General features: G+C 54.3%; 12 protein-coding genes. 6 read left to right on the top strand and 6 right to left on the bottom strand.

Going from position 1 to position 15569, the window contains the following annotated elements; translation table 11 throughout:
- Positions 1-170 precede the first annotated feature (170 nt).
- Entirely contained in the window at positions 171-755 is a 585-nt protein-coding gene (locus JMJ04_RS03650) for a GTP-binding protein (RefSeq protein WP_007910863.1), read from the bottom strand.
- A 798-nt stretch (positions 756-1553) separates the two neighbouring features.
- On the opposite strand from JMJ04_RS03650, the gene gatB reads away from it, so the two are divergent.
- The gene (gene gatB / locus JMJ04_RS03645; protein WP_201369199.1) at positions 1554-3041 is read left to right on the top strand and encodes an Asp-tRNA(Asn)/Glu-tRNA(Gln) amidotransferase subunit GatB; all 1488 of its coding nucleotides are present in this window, start codon (positions 1554-1556) and stop codon (positions 3039-3041) included.
- 80 nt (positions 3042-3121) lie between these two features.
- Positions 3122-4387: a Glu/Leu/Phe/Val family dehydrogenase gene (locus JMJ04_RS03640; protein ID WP_201369198.1), complete on the top strand. Its 1266-nt coding sequence runs from the start codon at positions 3122-3124 to the stop codon at positions 4385-4387.
- A 102-nt stretch (positions 4388-4489) separates the two neighbouring features.
- On the opposite strand, the gene JMJ04_RS03635 is transcribed toward JMJ04_RS03640, so the two are convergent.
- Positions 4490-4975: a hypothetical protein gene (locus tag JMJ04_RS03635; protein WP_201369197.1), complete on the bottom strand. Its 486-nt coding sequence runs from the start codon at positions 4973-4975 to the stop codon at positions 4490-4492.
- Positions 4976-5520: 545 nt separating this feature from the next.
- Here JMJ04_RS03635 and dxs point away from each other — a divergent pair.
- A complete protein-coding gene (gene dxs / locus JMJ04_RS03630) occupies positions 5521-7458 on the top strand; it encodes a 1-deoxy-D-xylulose-5-phosphate synthase (protein WP_201369196.1) in 1938 nt (645 codons plus the stop codon).
- A 78-nt stretch (positions 7459-7536) separates the two neighbouring features.
- On the opposite strand, the gene JMJ04_RS03625 is transcribed toward dxs, so the two are convergent.
- The 4 genes from JMJ04_RS03625 to JMJ04_RS03610 all read right to left on the bottom strand — a co-directional run bounded on the left by JMJ04_RS03625 (position 7537) and on the right by JMJ04_RS03610 (position 12771).
- Positions 7537-8223: an ABC transporter ATP-binding protein gene (locus tag JMJ04_RS03625; protein WP_201369195.1), complete on the bottom strand. Its 687-nt coding sequence runs from the start codon at positions 8221-8223 to the stop codon at positions 7537-7539.
- Positions 8220-8978, bottom strand: coding sequence for a Crp/Fnr family transcriptional regulator (locus JMJ04_RS03620; protein WP_201369194.1), 759 nt, complete (start codon positions 8976-8978; stop codon positions 8220-8222). Before JMJ04_RS03620 ends, JMJ04_RS03625 begins: the two co-directional genes overlap by 4 nt.
- Before the next feature lie 1041 nt (positions 8979-10019).
- Entirely contained in the window at positions 10020-11069 is a 1050-nt protein-coding gene (locus JMJ04_RS03615; RefSeq protein ID WP_201369193.1) for a response regulator transcription factor, read from the bottom strand.
- A gap of 472 nt (positions 11070-11541) precedes the next feature.
- Entirely contained in the window at positions 11542-12771 is a 1230-nt protein-coding gene (locus tag JMJ04_RS03610; RefSeq protein WP_201369192.1) for an ISAs1 family transposase, read from the bottom strand.
- Positions 12772-13144: 373 nt separating this feature from the next.
- Here JMJ04_RS03610 and rpsB point away from each other — a divergent pair, with 373 nt between their 5' ends.
- The 3 genes from rpsB (at position 13145) to pyrH (ending at position 15561) form a co-directional block, all read left to right on the top strand.
- Positions 13145-13984, top strand: coding sequence for a 30S ribosomal protein S2 (gene rpsB / locus JMJ04_RS03605; protein WP_201372318.1), 840 nt, complete (start codon positions 13145-13147; stop codon positions 13982-13984).
- A 227-nt stretch (positions 13985-14211) separates the two neighbouring features.
- Positions 14212-14811: an elongation factor Ts gene (gene tsf / locus JMJ04_RS03600; RefSeq protein ID WP_201369191.1), complete on the top strand. Its 600-nt coding sequence runs from the start codon at positions 14212-14214 to the stop codon at positions 14809-14811.
- A gap of 15 nt (positions 14812-14826) precedes the next feature.
- The gene (gene pyrH / locus JMJ04_RS03595; RefSeq protein ID WP_201369190.1) at positions 14827-15561 is read left to right on the top strand and encodes a UMP kinase; all 735 of its coding nucleotides are present in this window, start codon (positions 14827-14829) and stop codon (positions 15559-15561) included.
- Positions 15562-15569 lie beyond the last annotated feature (8 nt).

Below are 15569 nucleotides of genomic sequence, written 5' to 3'. Positions count from 1 at the left end.
AAATGCGAGAATTGGGCAGGAGAACTGAAAAAGGCTTGAAATGTGGAGGGAATGGCAACCTATGTGAGGGAGTTGCATCGTATCTGAATGCGTTGCCGACGAGGCAACTCCCTTCTGGAGACGTAATGTGTGACTGTCTCTACGATCATAGGCATAGGTGAGTATGAGGGCTAGATGCGCTCCAGGCGCTGTAGGGTGGTGTTGATACCCACACGCAGGGATTCGATAACGCCCTTGCCAGTGACCGCGACAGCTTCAAAGCTGGGGACGCGGTAGGGGTTGAGGTACTTCTCCAGGACCGAGACCGGCAGGGTATCTTGCAGGTCGCGTTTATTCCACTGCATGACCAGGGGGAAATCGGTAACGTCCTTATTCATGCGGCGCAACTGTTCTTGCAGCTCGTTCCAGCATTCGATATTTTCCTGTAGCTTGCTGGCCTGCGAGTCGGCGACAAAAACAACGCAGTCAGCGCCCTTGAGCACCGAGATGCGTGTTTGTTGATAAAGAATCTGGCCAGGAACAGTGTAGAGCTGAAAGCGAATAGTAAATCCGTGGACCTTGCCTAACTCGAGGGGGAGCAGGTCAAAGTAAAGCGTGCGCTCGGTCTCAGTATCGATGGAAACCATGCTCCCAACATCTTTAGGGCTGACGGCCTGATGGATGTAGTGAAGGTTTGTTGTCTTGCCACATAGACCAATGCCATAGTAGACAATTTTACAATTGATCTCTCGCTTTGCCATATTGATCAGAGACATGTCAATTCGTTCTCCTGCCCGCTCTTACGTCCACCGCCTGAGATATGCTATATAATGAAGTTGGGGACACCCCAAACCCCATAGGGTATATCAGGCAGTAGTGTATGCTACTACTGTCGAGGACAGTATATCGTATTTTGCTAAAAATGCCAACGGCTCGCCTTAAGAGAGAAATGAGGGTCTCCAGGCGTTATGTACAGATGCGCTTATAGAAGGAAGCAAGCGTTGCGATGAATACCTAAGCGAGACAAATGAAGCAGTAGTGCCTGCGACAGGCTATCTTCTCTCTATGAATCAACCGTTGATACAGCCAAAATTGTACGCTATTTTGCTTTGTAATGCAATGGATAGCGAGCAAGTAGCTAGTGGTATATCCAAAGGTCTATTTGTGCTGTTTCTTGTGGCTTCTGCCTTTTGTTGCGCTATCCCATTGACGAATGGCGCAGAAAGGACTAGACTTACAGCAAAACGCAAGAAACCTCATGTCTTTCAGAAGGTAGCAAATATTCAGGACTTCTCGCGCCTGCGGCGCTCACCCAGTTTGTGGGTGTGGAGCGTACTGGCAGAAGCCACAGGCTTCTGCCAGTACGCTCCACACCCACAAACCCAAATAACTTGCACATAGCGTGAGCTAACATCATAGGCACTGTATTTCGAGATGGTAGTGTGGTGTTCCCTGGCGGCAGCAGACCGCCAGGGAACACCACACTACCATCTCGGGTGAGCGCTGCAGGCGCGAGTGGTATATGAAGAGTCATAGAAGGCGAAGAAGATAAAGAGAAGGTAAGGGTTGGCTGTATGACTACAACTGCTTCTACTCCCATCGATACGGATTTCGAGGTCGTGATTGGCCTGGAGGTCCATTCTCAACTGCTAACAAAGAGTAAGATGTTCTGCTCATGTAGCACTGGCTATGCTAATGAGGCTCCCAACACCCATGTTTGTCCCGTGTGCATGGGCATGCCTGGTGTGTTGCCCGTCATCAACGAAGAGGCCGTAAAATATACCATTATGACGGCGCTCGCTCTGCATTGCTCGATTCCCGAGTACTCCAAGTTTGACCGCAAGAGCTATCCCTATCCCGATTTGATGAAGGGCTATCAAATCTCACAGTACGATATTCCTTTGAGCCGCGATGGCTATTTGACGGTCGAGGTCGGCGGGCAGAGTCGGCGTATCGGCATCACGCGTGTGCACCTGGAGGAGGATACCGCCAAGTTGCAGCACCGTGAGGGCTATAGCTTGATCGACGTCAACCGCGCGGGGACGGCACTGATGGAGATCGTCAGTGAGCCGGATATGCGCACTCCTGAGGAGGCGCGCCTCTATATGCAGAAGTTGCGCGAGACGCTGGTCTACCTGGGGGTTTCGTCTGGGCGTATGGAAGAGGGCAGCCTGCGCTGCGACGCTAACGTGTCGGTACGCCCACGTGGCCAGGAGAAACTGGGCACCAAGACCGAGATCAAGAATATGAACAGTTTCCGCTCGGTCGAGCGCGCGCTGGAATACGAGGCGAAGCGCCAGATCGCCGTCCTGCGCGAGGGCGGCAGCATTCGCCAGGAGACCCGTGGCTGGGACGAGGCGCGTGGCGTCACAGTAACCCAGCGCGTTAAAGAGCATGCCAACGATTATCGCTACTTCCCTGAGCCAGACCTGCCACCCCTGGTCATTAGCCGTAAGTACGTTGAGGAGATTCAGGCCAGCTTGCCCGAACTGCCCGATGCCCGTCGTGCGCGTTATGCTTCAGACTATGGCCTCTCTGAGCAAGAGGCAAATGTCATGACTGAGGATAAACCACTTGGCGATTACTTTGAGCGTGTGCTAAGCGTGTCAAAAGTGAAGGATACAAAGGGACGTGCCAAATCCGCCAGCAACTGGATCTTAAGCGAAGTGGTGCGTCTGCTGAAGGCGAAGTCCATCCTGGTTCAAGAGTCGCCCCTCTCGCCCGAGGCTGTTGCCAACCTGCTCGATCTGCTCGATGCCGAGCGCATCACAGGCAAGCAGGCCAAAGAGGTTCTGGATGAGTCCTTTGCGACCGGCGAGATGCCAGCGAAAGTGGTCGAGAAGAAGGGCTTTAAGCCACCTATTACCGATGCCAGCGCCCTTGAGCCTATCATTAACGATATCATTGCCAAAAACCAGAAGATCGTCAATGACTATCTGGGTGGCAAGATGAATGCCATGCAAGCCCTGGTGGGCCAGGTGATGAAACAGACACGTGGTCAGGCCAAGGCCGATATGGTACAGTCTGTATTGAAGGCTAAATTAGAGAGCCTGCAAGGATAGTTTGCACGCGAGCGGTCTCCCGCGTCAGACCCGCGAGTCAGAAAGGCTGCTTGCGCGCTAAAGAAGGAGCAGCGTAAGACATGGACGATGAGGTCAGGTCTTTCTCTTTCAATCCCTATGAGATGGCGGTCCAGCAGTTTGAGCTGGCCGCCGAACGGCTGCAACTCTCCGAAGATATGCGCGAGATCTTACGTCAGCCGAAGCGTGAGTTGACCGTCCATTTTCCGGTACGCCTGGACGACGGGTCCATCAAGACATTTACTGGCTATCGTGTCCAGCATAATGTTAATCGTGGCCCGGCCAAGGGCGGTATTCGCTATAGCCCCCAGGTGACGCTTGACGAGGTTAAAGCGCTGGCTATGTGGATGACCTGGAAGTGTGCCGTGGTCGGCATCCCCTACGGCGGAGCGAAGGGTGGGGTGATCTGTAATCCCCGCCATATGAATCCTGCCGAACTTGAGCGCTTAACGCGTCGCTACACCACCGAGATCTCGATTATCATTGGTCCCCATAGCGATATTCCCGCCCCCGATATCAACACCAACTCCCAGATCATGGCCTGGATGATGGATACCTACTCGATGCATGCGGGCTTCTCCATTCCAGCCGTGGTAACGGGCAAGCCGCTCTCGATTGGTGGTAGCGAGGGGCGCAACGAGGCGACCGCCACAGGCGTCTTATTCGTGAGCAGGCGCGCTGCCCAGCGCCTGGGTATGCCCTTGAAGGGGGCACGAGTGAGCATCCAGGGCTTTGGCAATGCGGGGGCGATTGCCGCGCGCCTCTTCCATAACGAGGGCTGTAAGGTGGTTGCGGTCTGTGATAGTCGTGGTGGCATCTACAACGAGGATGGCCTGGACCCTGCGGCGGTGCTGCGCCACAAGCAAGAGCATGGCTCGGTTGCCAGCTATTCCTTTGGGCAGGTTGTGACGCCTGAGGAGACACTGGAGGTGCCATGCGATGTGCTTATCCCCGCCGCGATTGAAGGTGTGATTCATGCCCAGAATGCCGGGCGCATTCAAGCCCAGATTATTACCGAGGCCGCCAATGGCCCGACGACCCCTGAAGCCGACGCGATCCTTTTCCAGAAGGGGATATTATTAGTTCCTGATATCCTGGCCAATGCTGGTGGTGTCACGGTGAGTTACTTTGAGTGGGTACAGGACATTCAAAGCTTTTTCTGGGGGGTCGAGGAAATTACCCGCAGGCTTGAAGTCATCATCAATAAAGCTTTTGACGCGGTTGCGCGTACCGCTGATGAATATCACTGTGATATGCGCCTGGCGGCGAATATGCTGGCAATTGCGCGTGTTGCGGAGGCAACTCAGGTGCGAGGCATCTATCCTTAGCACAGGAGCGTTCAGGCGCGCGGTGTGCGCCGGGGTTTCTAGCACGTTAAAAGTGAAACAGGTCGCCTCTCGCGAGAGGCGACCTGTTTCACTTTTAACGTGCTAGAAACCCCGGCGAGTGTCCCGGCGTGGCTTCTTGGCGGGTTTGACGGCACGAGTCGGCTTGGCCTTCTTGCGTCCGCGTGCGCCCCATTCCGCACCTTCTTCTTCCTCTTCCTCTGCTGAGTCGTAGAGATCTTCTTCTTCTTCTTCCTCGCTGTACTCTTCGTCTTCAGCGATGTCAACGTCGGGAAGGTCCGCGTCTACAACTTCTTCTAGCTCGTTGCTAGCGAAATCGCCTACTTCCTCTTCAGCTAGCTCTTCCTGATCGAGGGTTGCCGAGGGATGAACGATCTCTTCTTGAATATTTTCCTGTACGCGAGAAGCTCTGCGAATCGGAGCAGGCGCAATAGGTGCCTCATTCTCGCTCTCACTCTCGCCCTCTTCCTTGGGAGCGCCGATGATTCTGCGCCCGGCTGCGACATCCAGCCAGAACTGGGAATAGTAATGTGGCCTCTCTGAGTCTTTCTCGTTATCTTTTTTCGACATGGGTTGCGCGGTCTCGCGTTTGTTGCGTGTACAGGGCCATCATCCCTGGGGTCCAATCAACGCGCGAGAGCCGCCCCTCCTTTCATTGCACGCCGTAGCGTGTGCGTTTACTGCTGTGTTTATAATGAAGCAATGGGTAACTTACGCTGAAAAAGAAAGATGAGCCGATACGAGCTTTAGAGCAAGTGAACGATGTTCCGTGCTCAAAGTAGTCCCTCATGTGTCATAATAAAAAGAAAGTGCCAGGCTGTCAAGGGAGGTTTGAGAGGGTTTGAAGCCGCTTGGAGAGCGGATTTAAGCCTTGTCAAGACCCTAAGTGCATGAATTTTTTGGGTCAAAGGTTTGCGAGAAAGAAGCCGACAATCCTATAATATTGAAAGCATAATGGAGAGCATCTAACAACGTAGACCCATTCTGTCGTTTATCTGCATCATCATATATAGTAGATCGAAAAGTAAAATAATAGGGATATCACCGAGGATGTCCGGCTGATTGTGTTTTGCCCCGGCAAGAGAGATCGGTGCAACAATAGTGGGAGGAAACCTTTGACCAGCATACTTGATACCATTGATAGCCCAGAACAACTGCGCGCCCTCACGGTTCCGCAAATGGAACAACTGGCGGGGGAGATACGGAAGGAGATTATTGAGAAGGTCTCCGTGCGGGGTGGACATATCGCGCCAAACCTGGGGGTGGTTGAGCTGACAATGGCCTTGCATCGCGTATTTAATACGCCAAATGATCTTCTTGTCTGGGATATCGGGCACCAGGCCTATGTCCATAAGCTCTTGACCGGGCGCCGCGAGCGCTTCCATACCATTCGCCAGTTTGGTGGTCTCTCTGGTTATCTGCGCCGTGATGAAAGTCCCTATGATACCTTTGGTGCCAGCCATGCCAGCACCTCGATCTCCGCGGCCCTGGGTATGGCGGCTGCGCGCGACCTGAAAGGTGAAGAGACCAAGGTCGTTGCGATTATCGGTGATGGTGCGCTGACTGGTGGTATGGCCCTGGAAGCTATCAATAACGCTGGCAGCATGAAGAAAAACCTGATCATTGTTTTAAACGATAATGATAAATCTATCTCCGACAATGTAGGTGCGCTACATCAATATCTTAGCCAGGTGCGCAAGGTCCAGACGACTCCCAGCTATCAGCGCTTGCGCGACATGGCGAAGGGCTCAATCGAGCGTTTCCCTGTGTTGGGTGACAAGGCACGCGAGGCTGCGGGGCGAGCTGAGACCAGCTTTAAGCAATTTGTGATGCATAGCAAGAGTGGCGCGATCTTCGAAGAATTGGGTATCAAGTTCTTTGGCCCCTTTGATGGACATGATATCCCCGGCATGCTCGATGTATTCGAGAATGTGAAACATATCGAGGGACCGGTGATGGTCCAGGTGGTGACGAAGAAGGGCAAGGGCTGGGAGGTCGCTGAGAGCGATTCTACCAAGTGGCATGGTCCGGGTGCCTATGATTACAAGACTGGCATCATCAAAAAGAACGCAGGTGATCCTCCGACCTACACCGAAGTCTTTGCCAACACTCTGGTTGAGATCGCGGAGAAAGACCCCTCAGTGGTTGGTATTACCGCCGCCATGGCTGAGGGCACGGGCCTGAAGAAGATGCACCAGCGTTTCCCCGAGCGCTACTTTGACGTGGGCATTGCCGAGCAGCATGCCGTGACCTTTGCCGCCGGTATGGCGACGCTGGGTATTAAACCCGTGATCGCGATCTACTCCACCTTTATGCAGCGCGCCTTCGACCAGGTCATGCATGATGTCTGTGTGCAGGACCTGCACGTCGTCTTCGCCATGGATCGCGCCGGAATCGTGGGCGAGGATGGCCAGACACAGCATGGTGTCTTTGATACCGCCTTTATGCGTATTCTTCCCCATATGAAGGTCATGGCGCCCAAGGATGAAGAGGAACTGCGCCATATGCTCTATACCGCCGTGTACCTGGATGGCCCGGTCGCCTTGCGCTATCCTCGTGGCAAGGCGCTGGGTATCGAGATGAGCGACGAACTTCACATGTTGAAGGTCGGTAAAGCTGAGCTACTCAGTCCTGCGACATTGGAGGAGGCGGAGCGCACCGATTGCGCGATTTTAGCCTATGGCTCAACGGTGGCCCAGGCGGAGATCGCGGCCAAAGAACTGGTGCAGGAAGGCATTAAGGCAACCATAGTCAATGCGCGCTGGGCCAAGCCGCTGGACGAAGAGTTGTTCTTGCACCTGGCGAAAACGACGCGCCGCATCATCACCATTGAAGATCATGTGCTGGCTGGTGGCTTTGGCAGTGCCGTACTGGAGCTGTTTGAGCAGCATGGGCTGTTGCGCGATATCGAGACTCGATTGATCGCTCTTCCCGATAAATATGTGGAGCATGGCGCGCCGACGATCTTGAAGGAGCTTTATGGCCTCTCCTCCGCCCATCTGAAAGAGGTTGTACGCGAGATGCTGGGGACCCAGCAGCATACCCTGGCCTAATAGAAACCTAAAAACAATATCGATAGAGAAAAATAGTGTGTTGCGTCGTGCAGCCTCAGGTTGCCACGATGCAACACACTATTTTTCTCTTACAATGCGCCCGTCGCGCATGTTGATGAGGCGATCTGCCATGGCCCCAATCTCCTGAGCATGGGTAACCAGGACGAAGGTCTGCTGCTGCGTCTGATTGAGAGTGACGAGTAACTGGAGGATCTCCTGAGCGGTCTCGCTGTCAAGGTTGCCGGTGGGTTCATCGGCCCAGACAATGGCGGGATTATTGGTCAGGGCGCGGGCGATGGTGACACGCTGGCGCTGGCCACCAGAGAGTTCCGCGGGTCGATGCAAGGCGCGCTGTCCCAGGCCGACCAGCTCAAGCATCTCCAGGGCGCGCTTACGCGCCTGGCGGGCGGGCACCCTGGCGACCAGCAGGGGCAACTCAACGTTTTCCACGGCGCTCAGCACGGGGAGGAGGTTAAAGTCCTGAAAGATGAAGCCCATGTGGCGTGCGCGAAACGATGTGCGCGCGTTATCGCTCAGGTCGCGTAGGTTCTGTCCCGCGATCGTGATCTCGCCTTCATCGATGGTATCAAGCCCCGAGAGGCAGTTAAGGAGGGTGGTCTTGCCACTCCCACTCTGCCCCATAATGGCGATCATCTCCCCACGTGTGACTGAGAGGTTAATATCTCCTAGAGCCTCGATGCGCTGCTGTCCCAGGCGATACGTTTTTTTGACATGCTGGGCTTCAATAATGGGCATCGTGTTCATGGCGCACTCCTTCCTGTACCGAGTTCGGGGTTGGCGAGCGTGCCCAGTAGATGAGGCGAGGTGATCAGAATATGGCGTCGTCCAGGCTCGATTGCGCCAAGGTCTTTAAGCTCGCGTAGGGTCGCGCTGACCGTTTCCCGGTAAACACCCAGGTGTTCGGCCAGCTCTTCGTGAGTCAGACCCGTTACCACCAGTTGACCCTGCTCACGTGCCTGGGCGTGCGCCAGTTGTAGCAGGAGGGTAGCCAGGCGTGCGAGGGTGCTTTTGAAGGTGGTGTTAATCAGTTGTGTCTCGATCTGGTGAAGGCGCTGCTCAACGCTATAGAAGAGAGCGAGGGCCACGCCGGGCCGTTGGCCTGCCAGGTGTTCGATATCGTGCCTGGAGATGCTATACACGCGAGTGGGAGAAACGGCCTCCGCGAAGTGGCGCTGCTGTCCCTGCCCCAGCAGGAGCGTTTCACCAAAGCATGCTCCAGATTGGAGAGTTGCCATAATCAGTTTCCGCCCATCGGGCGAGAGATGATAGAGGTGAACGGCGCCTTGCTTCAAGAGAAACAAGGCGCTGCCAGCATCGCCGGGCCGATAGAAGACATAACCGGATGGGTATGACGTCTCGGTTGTACGCTGGTGCAGTGCGTTAAGGTCATCCGCGGGTAAGTGGCGGAAGAGTTCACTGCGTGCCAGGAAGGCATCCCTTGTGCCTGTCTGTTTGTGTGATACTGGACGCTGCTGGTTCAGCGCTTGTTTCTCTTGCACAATGGCACGTACATTCCTTTACAAAGAAAGATGGTGTAACAAGTGCTATTGTACCATCATCCAATTGTGTCATGCGAGAACCCTGGCTTGAGACATGGGGAAGAGCATGGCGCACTCCTCCTTCTTCCTTTGTTCATTTTGCCCCGCAAGGGGAGCCGTTTTTGAAAAAAGTGGGAACGGCTAAACCCCACCGCTGTGGAGTAGGCGGCTGGCGAGGTACCACTTGGTGATCCTTTTCCTTCCGCCCCTCCCCAAACCGTGCATGCGACTTTCACCGCACACGGCTTTCCAGCAGTTCTGGGAGATTCCGGTTCAGCTCTGTACATCTCGTACTCTTTGCCGGGTCTCTCACGACTGCCTGTCCCCCTTCGCCATGTATCAGACTTTCCCTGACTCGGACTACTATGGGGACTCCGTGACCATGAACCTCTCGGTTTGTAGGTCATCCCGCATTTGCACGTACTAGACGTTCAGCACAGGTAGTTTTCCTTTTGTTTCCTTTCCAGAGGTCGTTCCTCTGTACTCACTGGAGATGGCGTTTGCATGCCGCGTAAGTACATGCGTATTCCAGTGACGCCGATTCCAGCTATGCTACGGCGGGCCATTACTTAGACCATTGGAAACTCGGATTCGACAATTCAGTCTAACCATGTGTGCAGGACTTGCGGTGCATCACGCTACATAGCTTCGCGTTTCACCGCTTTCCTATCATGCTACTTTCCCCTTTGGGTTTCCCCTCTAGGTAGGATAGGCGTCCTAGAAGGTCATTGCCTTCAACCTTCTGCTCTTAGAGAGCAATCTAGTGCGTACCGAAACGGCGCACTGCGCGGGTAATGTTTGCCTCGACAAGGATAGAGGGCGGTACTTTTCCCTGAGTACTTTTCACCCCATTACAGATGTTTAACCCAGGAATTCTAGAGCTACAAGCTGGCACGCACCCGTAGGTAGGAACTTGAACACTTCCCTCTATCATAGCCCGATCACTCCAAAGAGTGCTGGCTGAGTCTGGTCAGGTCCAGGCTTGCACCGGACGGGCAGAAATCACCCCCAAGTACAAGCCTCTGCCCTTTCAGGCATGGGGTTCCTGACTACATGCGTAGTGTTGGAGCCGTGACGCTCGCTAACCTTCTCTTCATTTCCTCCAACCAGCCTGGTGAAGTCGGGATGGCGCGGATCGATTTCCGGCAAGGGTGTGGTGGGCACAAACTGGCCTGGGAGGCGTTGTTCAGGTAAAAGCTGTTCGCCTATAAACTGCCCACCCATGCTCGTGAAGTAGATGGCCTCGGTCCGATTGCGAGCGCGAAGCTTCTCAAAGATGTTCTGCACATGCTTATGGACCGTCGATTCAGCGATACAGAGTTCTTTGGCGATCTCGCGGTTCTTGCGACCCAGGCGCATCAGGTCGAGGATCTCACGCTCGCGCCCGGTTAGAGGGCGTGGCCGGCGCCTGGGCTTGTCACCCTTTGCGGCCTCCTCGTCGCCCTCGTCATCAGCTTTCTCATCTACTTCAACCTGTTCCTCCAGTTCTCCAGTGGTGCGGTTGAGTAGCTCGCTAGTGGAGTTCTCGTGGAGTGTCTGCACTTTTGCGGCTCGTCGAACGCGGCGTGGTGTACGATAAGCTATGGCTTCAGGTGAGAAGCGCGTGCTATAAAACTGTTCCTGTGTTCGCCAGATATTGCGAATATAGGCCAGGACCTGGCTGGCGAGGGCCCCTGGAATGCAGAGATCGTTGCGAGCGGCGCAGCGTACCGCGTGGATGAGCGCATCGGGCTCTATATCTTTAGTGATGTAACCCATTGCTCCGCGCTGGAGGGCGCGAAAGACGTGTACATCTTCGTGTGCGGCAGTAAAGATGATGACACGCGAATGTGGTGAGTGTGCCAGGACGCGCTCGGTTGCATCAAAGCCATTGCAGTCAGGCATATCCATATCCATTAAGATAACGTCTGGCTGCGTCTGTTGGGCCTGTGCCTCGGCCTCTTGCCCCGTGCTGGCCTCGGCCACCACATTGAAGTCGGCCTCCTTTTCGAGGACTTCGCGGACCGCGCGTCTCATAAGCGAATGATCATCAACGATGAGGATCTTTACCATGTGCTTAAAATCCCTTTCTACTTCAACTACCCCTATAAACAATCTTAGCTGCGTTATTCTAGCTTTTTAGCTATAAATGTGTATGGGTATACACTATACTATACTTCCTGTTTCAAGAAACAGACAGTATTATTTGAGGTGTTGCCTTACACGCACGAGATGAATGCGTCGAGGCATATATTTTTTTCTCCGGGGGAGAAACAGTATAGGTGTTGGGCTGGGGGTCGGGAGGCGTTGCAGTGATATCCAGAGCGGGCTGGGAGTTGGAAGGCAGGCGACAAGATGGACGCGCGCTAAACGCGTTTTACCTTGCATACTCTTCCTCCACTCTTTACACCACCACTATTTTGTCCTACTCAAGTATACTCTATTTTAGCGTTTTTGGGGAAGATAGTAGCCAATGAGGCTATTGTGTTTTCTGAGATTGCGAAAAAAGGGAAGAACGGCTCTGCTTGGCCAGGGCTTTCCAATTCTAATAAACAGAACATTGACCAAGGAGGATAAGATCAAGAGCCTGATCAACATGGGCGTTCAAGTAGCGCATCTGGCGAGCAACATTGCGAACGCCAAGGCGATCCATCAGACTCAATACGGCGCTATTGAGCTGAGCAAGCAAACTGGGAACGGATCCTGTACGGGTTTGACAGCGATCTTCCCCCAAAGTGACATCTCGCCGATGATGCAGCCGATTTTCGATGGCCCAGTGGTCTCTGGCGAGTTGGAGCATGCGTTGGGGAGGAGCCTTGCTCATCGAGAGACTGCTGAGCCCATAGACCACTTCGTGGCGAAGCTTTCCCGTTTTCAGGATGCGCGTCGTTCGTTCGAGGCGAAAGACTTGCTCGATGCCTTCCCAGTCCTTGCGAAACCAATCGTTGAGATCAGGGCTAGAGAGAAGCTGGCGATGTTCCAATCGTCCATGTCCTTTGTCCCAGGTCTCTGCCTGCTTCCAGCGCCGCCGATCAGGGAAAGCGTCCTCAAACAAATCAGCAATATCCTCTTGGAGGGTGGGCTGATTGTCCTTGGCAATGAGGAGATAGTCTCCTCTCAAGCGATGGATCTGCGCACAGAGGTCGCGTTGCGTATGCAGAGCGTCGAGGGTCAAAATGCGTCCACTGACCCATGATGGCGCCAACAAGGGCTTGAGGGCACTGATCTCATTTTCCTTCTCCTGCACATTGCAATGCCAAAGCACGATGCCAGTCGCCATTTCATAGCAACTGAGTTGGTGAACCGGATGGACCTCGTTGCTCGTCGCCCGTAGAGCTTTGCCATCAACAGCGACATGAGCGTGATTGGTCTGTAGGCTTGGAATGAGGAGGCGACTGGATTGCTCCCCACATCGAGCCTGAGCTTCCCAACGGATGAAAAATGCCGAAAGAAGCTCGTCGAGATGCTTGCTGTCTACCATCGCCAGGACATTGCAATAGGTCATCTGGCATGGCATTTGCTGGCGACGAAGTCCAAAGCGCTGTGCCAAAGGCACGCCATGATGACGAATCCAATCGGTGGCTCCACTGAGTGTCTGTTGCCCTGCGAGCTTGGCGAGCACAATCAGAGAAAGGACCAGAGCCAATTCGTAGCGTTTTCCTTGTTTGCGTCTCTTGTCTGAGAGGGCTTGCAAGGTGTGGTACAGCGAAGCTGCGGGAACCATTTCTGGGGGATGTTTCGCTCGTGTTGAAAGCGTCAATGTGGTATAGTCCATGCAGAGTTTTCCTTGAGAGATGATTTGGTTTTCGTATTCTACAAGGAAAACTCTTCTTTTTCATCACCCTTTTGAGAATTGGAAAGCCCTGCTGCTTGGCAAATTTCTTGCGTCCGTAGTCTCACTATGCTATACTTCTCAACTGGCAGGATCCGGTATGTTCCTGCACAAGTTGTGTTTACGCACGATTGATTGTGCACAGTATCACAACGTATTACAACAGACTACGCACGCTCTGCGGCCAGGCACGCCCTGGGGTCCATCAGCTTGATTAAACAGCTTGGTAGTGGTAGTACCGGGGGGCCCTGTTGTCAGGTAAGAGTCGCGAGCGGAGGTCAAAGGGAGGATTTGTAACTTGGCTAATATTATCTCAATGAAGCAACTTCTTGAGGCAGGCGTCCACTTTGGACATCAGACGCGGCGCTGGAACCCGAAGATGCAGCAGTTCATATTCATGGACCGCAACGGCATTCATATCATCGATCTCCAGCAGACCGTGACGCGCTTGAACGAGGCCTACAAGTTTGTCGAGCAGCTCGCTGCTAGCGGCGGTACCTTGCTCTTTGTGGGTACGAAGAAGCAGGCGCAGGAGGCCGTGGCCGAGGAGGCCAAGCGCTGTGGTATGTTCTATGTCAACCAGCGCTGGCTGGGCGGTATGCTCACCAACTTCCAGACCATTCAGTTGCGCATTAAATACCTGCGCGACCTGGAGCGCCGCCGCGACAGTGGCGAGTTCGAGCGCCTGCCCAAGAAAGAAGTCCAGCGCTTGCAGGACGACATTGCGCGCCTGGAGCGCATCCTGGGCGGTATCAAAGACATGAGGTCTCTTCCCAGTGCACTCTTCATCATCGACACACGTAAAGAGCGCACCGCGGTGCTTGAGGCCCTGCGCCTGGAGATTCCTATTATCGCGCTTGCCGATACCAACTGCGATCCCGACGAGATGGATTATCCCATCCCTGCAAACGACGACGCTATTCGCGCGGTTCGTCTCCTGTGCGCCAAGATTGCTGATGCCGCGGTCGAGGGTCGCCGTCAGCTTGAGGCCCTGCATAAGGACGAGACCACGGGCGAGGAAGAGGTTCAGGCCGAGGAGCCACAGGCCGCTGCTGCAACCCCACAGGCCACAGCCCCAGAGGCAGCCCCTCAGGCTTCTTCAGAGGCCGAGAGCCCAGCCGCCGGTTCTGAGGGCGAGCTGGTTACGAAAGAGTAACACACAGCAGCAAGTAAGCGGGGGCAAGAGGCGAACAATTCCTCCTGCGCCCGCTTTTTCCTGTACTCCAGGCCGGGTACTTCTTTCCTAGGCCGGGCGTGCGGCGCCTCATGAAAGCGCGTTTCACATTTGTCAAGCACTCGAGTGCCAAAAAAAAGGGCGGTGGTCATTGCGCCGTCCACGGCACCTGAGTATCATACATCTACGGAATTGAGGAGAAATCAACCATGAACTACACGGCACCGGATGTAAAGAAGTTGCGCGAGGAGACTGGCGCGACATTTGCCGACTGCAAGAATGCCCTGACCGAGTCAAAGAGCTGGGATGAGGCCGTCAAGTATCTTGAGGCCAGAAGCAGCCGCAAGGCTGAGAAGATGGTGGCCGCTGGTCGCGAGACCAAAGAGGGCGGCGTCTTCTCGTATGTACACCATAACCATAGCATTGGTGTCTTGCTGGAGCTCAATTGCAGCACTGACTTTGTCGCACGCAGCGAGTCATTCCGTCAGCTCGCCAGTGAATTGGGACTTCAGATTGCAGGCGTGGCACCCAAGTATGTCAATTACGAGGATGTGCCTGCCGAGGTAGTTGAGGCGAAGAAGAAAGAGATCCTGGAAGATCCCTCTATGGCACGCGTCCCCGAGGCGAAGAGAGAGGAAGTGATTGCAGGTAAGCTCAAGAAAGCCTTCTCAGAACAGGTCTTGACTATGCAGCCCTGGGTCAAAGACGAGACCCTCACCATCGGCGATTTGATCCGCAAGGTGATCGCGGATACCGGCGAGAACATCGTCCTGCGCCGCTTCAGCCGTTTCAAGCTGGGTGAAGAATAAGGCAGGAAATTGCTCATGGCAGCCGAACTGAAATATCAGCGTATTCTACTCAAGCTCAGTGGCGAAGCCCTGGGTGGACAGGGGTTTGGTATCGATGCTCAGACGGTGCAGCGGATCGCTGCCGAGGTCAAGCGTGTCCACGCCCTGGGAGTAGAGGTCGCGATGGTTATTGGTGGTGGCAATATGTGGCGCGGTGCGGATGCAGCCGCCACAGGTATTGATCGTGCCACCGCCGATTATGTCGGTATGCTAGCGACCGTCATGAACTCGCTTGTCATGCAAGATGCTATGGAAAAGCATGGCATGGCAACGCGTGTGCAGACGGCTATTGAGATGCCTCCTGTTGCGGAGCCGTTTATCCGCCGCCGGGCGGTGCGTCACCTGGAGAAGGGGCGCGTCGTAATCCTGGCTGCGGGTAGTGGCAATCCGTTCTTTACGACCGACACTGCCGCGGCTTTGCGCGCGGTGGAGTTGAACGCGCAGGTATTGCTCAAAGCTACTAAAGTCGATGGCATTTACGACGATGATCCTGTAAAGAATTGCTATGCACGCAAGTTCGATGAAATCGGCTACATGCAGGCGCTCAATATGGGATTAAAGGTAATGGATAGTACTGCACTCTCATTGTGTAAAGACAATAATATGCCAATTATCGTGTTTGATCTCCAGCAAGAAGGGGCTTTAGAGGCGATAATGCGCGGTGAGAAATGTGGTACACTGGTCTCCAAAGACGTCAAAGAACCTGTCTAGAGAGTGTG

Source organism: Ktedonobacter robiniae (assembly GCF_016587375.1).
GTDB classification, from domain to species: domain Bacteria; phylum Chloroflexota; class Ktedonobacteria; order Ktedonobacterales; family Ktedonobacteraceae; genus Ktedonobacter; species Ktedonobacter robiniae.
This window is presented reverse-complemented; position numbering and strand designations above follow the sequence as displayed.